The sequence below is a fragment of the Pseudofrankia coriaricola genome (genome assembly GCF_001854805.1).
In the GTDB taxonomy this organism is placed as follows: Bacteria; Actinomycetota; Actinomycetes; order Frankiales; family Frankiaceae; genus Pseudofrankia.
On the sequence record NZ_MBLO01000062.1, the window covers coordinates 24,231 to 35,033 of the forward strand.

The 10,803-nt window shown below is 66.9% G+C and carries 6 protein-coding genes; 2 read left to right on the forward strand and 4 right to left on the reverse strand.

Annotated features, from left to right (window positions below):
- Position 1: 1 nt before the first annotated feature.
- Complete coding sequence (gene istB / locus BCD48_RS11510) at positions 2-787, reverse strand: IS21-like element helper ATPase IstB (RefSeq protein WP_071048345.1); 786 nt, start codon at positions 785-787, stop codon at positions 2-4.
- Positions 784-2,427, reverse strand: coding sequence for an IS21 family transposase (gene istA, locus BCD48_RS11515; RefSeq protein WP_274536511.1), 1,644 nt, complete (start codon positions 2,425-2,427; stop codon positions 784-786). The genes istB and istA overlap by 4 nt, the downstream gene beginning before the upstream one ends.
- A gap of 235 nt (positions 2,428-2,662) precedes the next feature.
- Here istA and BCD48_RS11520 point away from each other — a divergent pair, with 235 nt between their 5' ends.
- Entirely contained in the window at positions 2,663-3,262 is a 600-nt protein-coding gene (locus BCD48_RS11520) for a hypothetical protein (protein ID WP_071048347.1), read from the forward strand.
- Between the two features lie 160 nt (positions 3,263-3,422).
- A complete protein-coding gene (locus tag BCD48_RS11525) occupies positions 3,423-3,995 on the forward strand; it encodes a hypothetical protein (RefSeq protein WP_131803929.1) in 573 nt (190 codons plus the stop codon).
- Between the two features lie 668 nt (positions 3,996-4,663).
- Here BCD48_RS11525 and BCD48_RS11530 read toward each other — a convergent pair.
- A complete protein-coding gene (locus BCD48_RS11530; RefSeq protein ID WP_349308010.1) occupies positions 4,664-9,040 on the reverse strand; it encodes a TIR domain-containing protein in 4,377 nt (1,458 codons plus the stop codon).
- Between the two features lie 328 nt (positions 9,041-9,368).
- The gene (locus tag BCD48_RS11535) at positions 9,369-10,649 is read right to left on the reverse strand and encodes an IS4 family transposase (protein WP_241841655.1); all 1,281 of its coding nucleotides are present in this window, start codon (positions 10,647-10,649) and stop codon (positions 9,369-9,371) included.
- Positions 10,650-10,803 lie beyond the last annotated feature (154 nt).

The following is a 10,803-nucleotide window of genomic DNA, read 5'->3' on the forward strand; positions in this document are numbered from 1 at the left end:
GTCAGGCGGTGGCCTGGCGGGCGGCGCGGGCGTGGGCGAGGCGGTAGGAGTCGGTGCCGGTTTCGATGATGTTGGCGCCGAAGGTGAGGCGGTCGACGATGGCGGCGCAGAGTCTCGGGTCGGTGAAGGTTTTGGTCCAGCCGGAGAAGGACTCGTTGGAGGCGATCGCGACGCTGTTCTTCTCTTCGCGTTCGGTGAGGACCTGGAAGAGGAGTTCGGCGCCGCGGCGGTCGAGTTCCATGTAGCCGAGTTCGTCGATGCAGAGGAGGTCGACGCGGCCGTAGCGGGCGATGGTCTTCGCGAGTTGTTTCTCGTCGGCGGCCTCGGCAAGTTCGTTGACGAGTTTCGCGGCGAGGGTGTAGCGGACGCGGTGGCCGGCGATCGCGGCGGCGGAGCCGAGGGCGATGAGGAGGTGGGATTTGCCGGTGCCGGAGTCGCCGATGAGGCAGAGTGGTTCGCCCCGGGTGACCCAGGCGCAGCTGGCGAGGGTGTTGACGAGGGCGGGGTTCACGGTGGGGTTCGCGGTGTAGTCGAAGTCGGCGAGCCATTTCGAGCGGGGGAAGCCGGCGGCTTTGACCTGCCGGTCGGAGCGGCGGCGGTCGCGTTCCTCGCATTCGGTCATGAACAGTTCGGCGAGGAACCCGCGGTAGGTGAGGTGTTCGCGTTCGGCGGCGTCGGCGATCTCGGGGAACCGGGCGCGGACCGTCGGGAGGCGTAGGGCTCGGCAGGCCTGGTCGATGGCGGCGTCGGCGGCCTGTTCGGTGACGTTGCGGCGTAGCGCGTTCATGACATTTCTCCTTCAGATGCTGGGGGTGGGGCCCGGGCGGCGGGCGGTTGGGGTGCGCGGCGGCGCAGGAGCTGGTCGTAGTGGGCGACCGACGGGGCCGGGCGGCTGTCGGGTGGCAGGCCGGCCAGGCGCCGCGCGGTCAGGCTCACGACCGGGCTGGCCGTCGGGGCCGGTGCGGGTGTGGGCCGGCGGGCCTGGGTGGCTTTGCGGGCCTCGACCGCGACCACGTCGGCGGTGGACGCGCCGGTGGCGACCGCCGCGGTCAGGCCGGCGACGACGTCGGGGTGGGACAGGTGGCGGTGCAGCAGGAGGACCTCGACGAGGGCCCGGGTCCCGCCGCTGTCGCCGTGCGCCCGCCTGGCCGCCGCCCAGAAGGCGTCGTGCGCCGGCGTGAACATCCCGCTGGCGCGGGCCTGGACCAGCGCGGTCGCCCCCGGCAGCGCTCCGGGCTTGCGGGCCAGGACCTCCAGGTAGTGGTCCAGCAGCAGGCTCTGGGAGCCCTTGCGGACCGCGCGGGTGTGCCGGGCGACCTCGACCCGGCCGTCGAGGATGACCAGCTCGGAGGCGCGCAGGAACACCCGGACCCGCTGGCCGATCAGGCGGACCGGTACCGAGTAGTGGCACTGGCGGACCGTGACCTGCCCGTAGCGGTCGACCCGCGGGGTCAGCAGCAGCCCCGGCTCGAACGCCTCCTCCGGCAGCGCCCGCAACAGCCCCACCTCCGCCGCGAACGCCTGCCCGACCGTGACGAGGCGTCCCTCGATCCGCCGGCCGTCGTCGGCCAGGTCGGCCTGTTCGATTCGCCCGTTGAGCTCGGCGAGCGTGTCGACCTCGGGCACCGGCACCAGATGGTTGCGCCGGAACCGGCCGACCTCGCCCTCGACCCCGCCCTTCTCGTGCGCGCCCTCAACCCCGGGCAGGCAGTAGAACGCGTCGAAACCAAAATGGGAACGAAACAGCACCCACCGGTCGGACTCGGTCCGGTTACGGCCCAGCAGCACCCGCGACACCGCGGACCGCAGATTGTCATAGCGGATCTTCCCGGCCGGGACACCGCCGAGCACCGTGAACGCGTGCAGATGACCCTCGATGAACGCCTCCTGTCCCTGCGAGGCGAACACCCGGTGCACGGCCTTGCCCGAATACGACAACCGCAACGTGAACAGGAAACACTTCGTCTGCACGCCGGAAAGCAGAACCCACAGATCCCCGAAATCAACCTCGGCTTCCTGCCCCGGCAGATGGGTCTGTAACACGAACGCGGTCTCCATTCCACGACCAGCCTCGGCCGCGATCTCCGGCCGGCGCCGGGCCACATAGTCACGCACCGTCGAGTACGCGACCGCCTCGCTCATCCCGTCCTCCGCGACGAGGCGGTCACGGACCCGCCTCGCGGTGTGCCGCTGTTTCCGCGGAGCGTCGAGATCCGCCACCAGCATCGCGTCGATCGCCGCCTTGAAGGTCTCCAACCGCGCCGAGACCCGCACCGGGGTCCGCCGCGGAACCGGAGCCGCCGACTCCAACGCCTGCCGCACCGTCCGCCGATGCACCCCATGCCGCTCGGCCAACTCCCGGATCGACATCCCGCGGCGCGCATCCACCCGGATCGCCTCGAACTGCTCGACCCTCGACGACCCCACAGCCCCCCACAGCCCTCCCCGCAACGGAAGACGCGATCATCGCACCCCCACCCTCGGGTGGGGCCACTTCAAGCCGTCACTCCGCCACCGAACGGCCTCCGGGTGGGGCCACTTCAAGCCGCCACAGTGGGGCCAAATCAAACCGCCAGAGCCACACGGGATCTGCCTGGACGCCAAGAAGATCTTCACGGACGCTCTGAAGAAGGGCGGACCGACCTTCGGCACCTGGCGGCAGGTGCTCGTCAAGATCGGCGGATCGGCGGACATCGGCACGCTGCCGGACAGCCACCCCCTGCACGACCTGCGCCGCGCCGTGGCCGATCCCGGATTCCAGGACCGAACCAAGTACCTCCTCGATCTTCGAAACGACAATTCTCACCTGGTCGGACCGGACCCGACGGAACTACCGCACGTCCGTGACCGCGCGGCGCAGTCTCTTCAAGACCTCCTCACCTCGGTCAGCTTCCTCGCGGATCTCACGCTCGCCGAGGTGACCCGGACCGACTGGGACAGCCTGACCAAGCAAGGACAGGTCACCTACCGGGAGCTTGTCGGTGACCACCCCGTCGTGCGCACCCAGCGCATCCCCTACCCCAGTCCCGAAGTCGAGCCCGGCAGCCTCTACCTCCTCGACGGCGAACAACGCCTCCACCTCCTCCGGCCCTACCTCACCGGGCGGATCTGCGCGGACTGCCGCACCTGGTCGACCTTCCACATCGGCGGTGCCAAGGGCGGCACAGTGACCCTCAAATCAATGGGATGCGGGCATACCGCCGACGACGCAACCCTCCGTAGCGCGTTCCAGCAGGTCGGCCTGCTGCCAGCAGGCAAATGAGAAGGATGATCATCCTGGTGGTCGTCTCTGTCGACCCTCATGTCCGTTCGTGAACGGTCCCGGTCGGCAGGACGACACCGAGGGCCTTGGGCTGCGCTCGTCGGGTGAGATCCGGTCTTACCTCGCCGATCAGATGAACGCTGCGCTCCGCCGGCCTGGCATGTACGGCGGTGAGATCGCACTGAGGCTGCTGTTCGCCACCCTGGCGCACGTGGAGCGCCTCGACGCCCGGTGGGAGGCGGAGCTGGATCTTCTGCGCGCTCGCGGCCTGTTCACGTCGACCGGCGTGACGGGCGCCCTCGACGGCGTTCTGCCTGACGGGCGCAGTCAGGACGGCGCGATTGCCTCGGTCTATGCCGAGATCGCGGCACGGTTCGGCTGGCTCGTGCCTGACCGCGGGCTCTCCGCCGCTGAGCAGTCCGCCCTTGTCCAGCAGGCCGCGGACTGGGCAGGCGACGATCGGACCCTCGGCGAGGTGTTGAGCACCTGGGGTGCTCCATCGGTATGGCTTGGCGGGAAGAACCCGCTGTACCCGAAGACACTCGCCTATCTTGTCGATGATCCGCAGGCGCCACTGGTGTGCTTTCACCTGTGGAACCAGATCGAACCGCGCGAAGGCCCGGGCCTGAACCCCGTCTTCCCTGAGCCCATGATGCTTGCGGTGCGCCTCGGCCATGGTCCGCTCTCCACGACATTGACCTTCACGCCCGAAGGGCAGCGGCGCCGACCGTAGCCGTGTGGGCTGCACTGAACTCGTCAGCGGTCCACCAACCTTGGCGGCGTCCCGTCTGTCAATGGACACCGCACGCCGGTTCTCCCAGACCAGGCGCAGCACCAGGGCACGGGCCGAGCGCACCGCGCGGGGCTGGCCGCGCTGCTTGGGACGGCAGGCGGTCGCGCAGCAGCGAGCGATCAACCCCTGAACTCGCCGGTTAAAAGCCACCCGAATCGTATGTCGCACCGTGTCGTCAAGATCCGCCCTGGGTCGGAAAATTCAATGAGCGCAGAGGTTTTTGCGGACCGCCGTGCCGCTCGATGCCGTCTTGATCCGGCCTGTGCCGGCGCTTCCGCGACCACATACCGACCACAATGATCTTGTTCTGGGTGGCTGGTTGTGCCGCGGGTCTGATGGCCTCGGCCGCGGGTCTACGGGTGCGACCGACTACGCACGGTGAGACGTTTGGTACTCGGTACTGACCCAAGTCCCAGACAGCCTGCTGCAGGACGACGCCGGGTTCAGGAGTATTGCCGGGCGCTCAGGCCCTGAGGCTACTCACGTCCGGAAGCCGTTGCGTCCGGCGAGACGAGATGATCGTGAGGGATCGATCGGCACCGCAGGATCGACGACTGGACCAGGGAGCGGGTGAGGAGTAACCCCGATACCAGGACTCGTCCGGAGGCTCAGTGGGCCGCCGCCCGAGGGATGGCAGCGGCGAGAAGGCGTCGTTCACGCTCGCCCGTGACTCCCTCGACGCGGGCGCCGGTGCACTGGAGTCGCAGGGTGAGTTCGCGACGGCCAATCGGTCGCCCTTGCTCGTCGAGCCGTGTCAGCGTGAGGCTCCTGTCTGCGCCACCGGTCATGAGGCAGTCCTCGCCGCGGAATAGGACCGCCGTCACCGCTGCTCCGTGTGTCCGCTCCTCCCAGAGCGGCCTCGGTTTGTCGTCCCCGCCAAGCCGCCCTACCGCGACCGTGCCGTCGGCACGTCCGACCGCGACGAGGATCGAGTCGTGCGACAGCACCGCGTCGAAGCTGGTGACACGCGCTCCAGGCGACAACTCGACGAGATCCGTCGGCAGCGCGGGGCGCCCGACCGTCGTCAGTCCCATGGACGTCCGTCGGGTGGTGGCGAGCGCTGCCGCGCCAACGAACGTGTCAGGAAGCTGGCCTCCCACAGGCCCCACGTTCTTGATTAGTTGACAGCGGGTTCCGCTGATCGGGTCGTGTCGCTGGATCTCCCGGCGGATGTAGGGGTCGTCTGGCTCCGAAGGTGGCAGAACGGTCAGTACCAGATCGCCATCGATGTCGCGAAGCCCGTGCAGATGAGGGTCAGGGCGACCCCGGGACGCTCGCACGAAGCCTGCGCCGGTCCACAGGTGGATCTCGAGACGCCCAGAGGCCAGGAGCACCAGATCCCCGAAAGGGCTAACGGCGACTCCCTGCAAGTCCCTGGGCAGGTCAGCGAAGACCGTGTCGGGACCCGATCGGTCACGTGGCGCCAGCGGCCAGCGGCGGATCTTGTTGTCGCTGTAGTAGGCATACACCGCATCGTCGTCGGCTACGACTGGCCGGGAGAGGGCAAGCACGCGGGCCGTCTCCTCAAGCCGCACCCCGGTCAGGTCGGCATTGCGAAGATCGATTTCGCGCAGGTCTGCGTTGTCGAGGTTGGCGTATCGCAGCGACGAGTTGGAGAAATCCAGGCCGCTCAGGTCTGCGCCGGCGAGGTGCGCGTAGTCGAGGTCGAGCCCGGACCAGCTTCCGGGAGGAAGTACCGGTCGGGCGGCGGCGAGCAGCGACAGTGCGTTGCCGCCGAGGCTGCCGGGGCCCGAGCCGCGGACAGCCGAGCGGGCCAGGCCCAGCAGCCGCTGAATTACCTGGTCACGCTCGCTCTCCGCAAGTTCCCCGTCACCGATCATGAGAGTGACGAAGTCCATGACCTCGGACCGCAGCGGCGCGGCGATCAACAGCGGCCGGGCGTCGCCGTGGCGCAGAGCCCCAAATATTGCGCACGCGAAGAAGTACTCGCGCATCGAACGGTGGAAGAAATCGACGGGCCAGCGGTCCAGGTCGACACCCTGGAACGGCTTGAGCAGTGACCGGATCCCGATACGTGCCCGGGCGTCATCAACAGCCTCCGCTCCCAGCGAGGCGACTGGCCCATCGCTCATCCGCCACAGCGTCGCGGCCAGTTCGTGGTCGCCCCAGGAGCGCAGCTCGATGTGGGTCTTCCCGTTGAGGAACAGTTCGGCGGCCATTTTCTCAAGGACTGTCTGGACGTTGGCGACGGTCTCGTCGTCTTTGACCTCCAAGGAGTCGTCAGCCAGGCCCCAGATCTTGCGCCGGAGGCTGCGTTCGACGTATTTGCGGTAGAGCACAAGCTCGTCGAAATGGTCGTCTGGCAAATCAGGCAAGGTCTCCTTGATCATTTCAAGGAACAAGGGCTTACGTGCCAGGCCGACCGGGTCGTACAGGGTCAGCAGCCGGTCGAGCTTCGCCTCGGCGTCGACGCGCCGGGCGAACGTGCGCAGGTGGCTGGTGACCTTGTCGCGGGCAGCGGGTACCAGCCGGAGGATCCGCGGGCGACCGACCCGGTCGAGGAACCGGTCCTGGTCCCGCTGGCGCTCGAAGAACTGGGTCCGCGACGTGATCAGCAGCTTGGACCGGTGGAACACCTCGTGGCAGGTCGCGAGCAAGGCGATGTTGCTCCGCAGCGAGGCCGGGTCAAGACGGACGGACATCTCGTCGAAGCCGTCGAGAATCACCAGCGTCTGGTGACGGTCGGACGCCGCGTTCCACTGGGCGACGGTGACATCGATGTCCGCGAGACGCCGCTCCAGCAGATCACGCCCGTCACGGACGTTGCGTAGGTCCTTGAGCGCGATTCGCAACGGGATCCAGCCTCCGCGCGGGTCGCGTAGCGCGTCCCGGGCTAGCGACCGGCTCAGCTGGTAGGTGAAGAAGCTCTTGCCTTCGCCGAACTCGGCGAGCAACAGCAGCGACCCCGACTCTGGGCGCGGGTCTGCCAGCCAGGACTGGATCTCCACCTCCAGGGTGGTGCCAAGCGGGGTGCCACGGTCGTCCGCGGCCCAGGGTTCGACGAACTCATTGAGCAGGTCGCGGAACCGGCTCCGATCCTCTCCGGAGAGGCAGTGCAGGTCATCGTCGGACAGGTAGGCCCGCAGACTGTCGGGATACCTGACCGGCTTGGTCAGCCGCGTACGCCACGCGGCGGCGACCTCGCCGCGTGGGGCAGACTCCCCGGCATAGGCGTCCTCGCCGTAGACGGCGGCGTAAACGTCTGGGTCGAGCGCGAGAAGCCCGCCCACGCCGCCCCGTGGGCTCCAGATCTGGACGTCAAACGGATAGCGGCCGGCGGTCTGCCAAGCGGTGAGCCTCTCATCTAGCTCCGGGGTCGGATCAGAGAGCGGCGAAATAATCACAAACTGGTCAAATGCCTCCCCTTCTCGCTCGGCCAGACGCCCTGCGACCTCGCGCGTGGTGAGTGGTACATCACAGATCTCCACATGACAGGCAACGCTCTCCGCATCCACGACCGCGCAGTCGAACCGGATCTCCTGTGTCAGCGTCTTTTCTGCAGCAAGCGACGTTCGCAGAGCCTTGTCCAGCGTCGGCGGGAGCGCGAACACCAACCGCAGGACATCCAGCAGGCACTCGCCCACCGAACGGCCAGCAGGGCCGATCAGCCCTTGGATCACGATTGTGTCTACATGCACGATCTGCTCTGCCGGTTCGTTCGTTGAGGGCTGGGGCTCCGGATCGGCGAACGACGGATCGTTGCCCTCGGCGAGCGCAGCCCAGACGCCGACCACCCATTGACACCGATTCATATCCGCCGACAGTACTTCCCGAACTTCATCGTCGAGTACGAAGCCGAACTCGGCCTCAAGCTGTTCGCGAACATCGCCTTCCAGGCCCGAAAGAATCTCGGCTAGTTCCGTGCGGACAGCCATCACGTTGTCACTTGAAATACCGTTAGCCAAGCGCCGCCGCACCGCCGACAAGCGGTTCCGCACGCCGACTTCGCCTTCTTGCCCGGGCGAAACTGGGCTGAGTTTGTATGCGGTGAAGCCATCTGGAAGAGCGTCGTCTCGGGCAGAGATAAACAGGACCCGTGACGTTCTGGGTATCATTGGAAGCAGCAGTTCGACGCCCGCCGACCAGGTCCACCCATCGAGGATAATCAGGAAGGCGGCGTCCGATAGAAGCCGTTCCAGCCGAGCCAATCCTTTCTTCACATCCTCGACATGTTCCAGGTCTCCGAAAATATTTAGGATATGGCCGATCGCGTCAGAGAGGGACGATCCGTCGAAGTCGTTGCGGCGATGGCCAGGCCATGCGATCCCGTCGGGAAAAGCCATGCGGACCTCCGGATCATGGACGACCACGGTAGCGAGCAACGTCTTCCCGGAGCCAACGTTTCCAAGTAGCCCAACGACAGGAGTAGAAGCCTCGTCCAGCAATAGTTCACGAATCCTCGCCAGGTCGTCAGGCCGGGATACATAGGAGGCGGGAACCTCTGGCAGCTGGTCGTAAGGAGGAACCACCCTCCTGGGTAGGGACGCCTCGGGGTCGCCAACTGGCGACGGGAAGGCCGGCGCAGGGCCACCCGGGAAGCCTGGCGGACCAGACGGACGCGCCGTTCCTGCCACGGCAACACGGATCCTGTCCAGGAGCACCTCGCGTGCCCGTTCTTCGCCGAGCCCGAAGAGGTCGAAGGAGACCAGACCAGCCAGTAGCCCAGAAAGCTGACAGTCCTCGATCTTTACGGGCACCAGGTTTCGCTTCTCGCCGGCGGGATCCTCGCCGAAGAGAATCCCCCACTCGGCCTGAGCGACAGCCGACGCCAGGTATTCCGCCGAGACGACGATGATCGTACGTACCGCCATCCGAATAGAGTCCTGAACCACCGAGATTCTGCGCGCCCCCGGCACCATCTCCCATGCCTGCACCCGCACACGGAAGCCAGCTTTTTCCAGCTGCCATCCAATCCATTCGGCCCAGCCAGCATCGCCCGACGCATGCGAGATATATAGGTCAATACCAGTAAGTTAAGAGGGGTCACTACCGGAACTTCTTGTAGCTGTCTACGCAGCTCGAGGTCGCCTCCTCGTCAATTTTTCGTCATCACGTCCCGCGATTTCACAACATTCGGCGGATGGCTGGGGAGTGGGATGCGTGGCCGGGGTCACGGCGAGGACGGTGATGGCTGGGGAGTCGGTGTGCCGGACGGTGGCGTCGGTGGCACGTTTGACCCGGTAGTAGTTGTGGCGGCCACGTCTGATGACCCTGGGGTTCGTGCGTTCGCGACGTTCGTTGAGCCGTTCGAGGATCTCTTCGTAGGTTTCCCGGAGCGCGCGGTCGTGCCGGTCAGGGGGAAAAATCCGCCTGGTCGGTGACCTGGCGGCGGGTGACACGCAGCGAGCGTATGAAAGAGAGCCGGTCGGGATCCTCGCCAGCCTCGTCGGCGGCGGCTGTCATTATCTTTCGGATGGCGTAGTGGGCGAGCAGAAGCGCCCAGAGCTCCTGTCTCACCAGGTCCGGAGACTTCGACCGCAACACTGCACCGGCACCTCGCATATGCGTCTTGATCTCGTCGAAGGTGTTCTCTTCTTCCCACCGCTCATGGTAGGCCGCCGCGATTTCCACGGCGGGGACGTCCGCCGGGTCCAGTACGCTGGCGAGTAGGCAGAATATTTCATTCGCACCGTTGCCGGGTCGGTTCGCCACGGTGTATTCGACGACGCGGGCGATGAGGACGTCGTCCGCGTCGTCGGCGGGCAGCACGCCTTCGCCACGGGCGGCGGCCGTGGCCGCGGCAGTCAACCGTCCCCGCCGCTTTCCCTGGATCTTCGGGTTGACCAGGACAGTGAGGAAGGACCCGTCGTCGAGGACGTGGACGACGGGAGTCCGCACCGAGGCGGACAGCCGCCAGGCCAGGTCAGCACCGGTGGCACGGACCTGTTGCCACAGCTCGAAGCTGTAGAAGTTGCGGTCCGCGAGCAGGAGCATGCCCGGGCGCAGACGGTGCGACAGCTGGGCGGCCAGGGCACGTTCACCGACCCGGCACGAGTCGATCTCAGCGCCGACGACCGCGTGGGTACCGGCCTCGACCAGCCCGACCACCAGAGCTTTCGGGAAGGCACCGGGATCGGCCTCGCCGCCGGCATAGCCGAACTCGGCGGCGTTGTCCGGGGAGTTGGGCAGGTCGAACTGGGTGCCATCGATCACCATCAACCGCCGCCCGCCCAGCCAGGCGCCCTTCGTGCCCCGCCCTGCCTGTGGGAGGGCGAGCCGGTCGAACAGCAGGCGCAACGGTTCGGAACCGAGGCGTTCCCGGGCCTGGCAGATCGCCGGCGTCGTCGGTACCCGCCATTTCGGGTCCCACGAGCGGAACGCTTTCAACGACGAGACGAGCTTACGCATCACCTCCTCATAGGAGTCCTCAAAGAACAGGCACATCGCCAGCACGAAATAGACCACGACGTGTGCCGGCAGGAGCCGGACCCGGGTCTGGCGGCGGCCGGCGCGGTTGACCGCCTCATCCACGTCGTCGCGGGATACCACGCTCGCCAGTACTCCGATAGAAATCCAGTCGGTCAGCCGGCCACCCGGTACCGCCCGCGGAATGCCACTCTGCCCACGCTCCACCAGCGCATTCTATCGTCCACGCATCYGTGACGTGTTCCGAGACCAGGTAGACGAAGACACCCGCGATGGCAACCAGGCCGTCCCGCCCGCCGGCGACGTCGGCGACGACTCGACGAGTGTTGCGAGAAAACCGGTAGCGGTAGCCAGTGATTTG

What these genes read in the sequence shown, in the direction of transcription:
- istB (WP_071048345.1), bottom strand. Translation starts at nt 787, where the DNA reads ATGAACGCGCTACGCCGCAACGTCACCGAACAGGCCGCCGACGCCGCC.
- BCD48_RS11525 (WP_131803929.1), top strand. Translation starts at nt 3,423, where the DNA reads ATGTACGGCGGTGAGATCGCACTGAGGCTGCTGTTCGCCACCCTGGCG.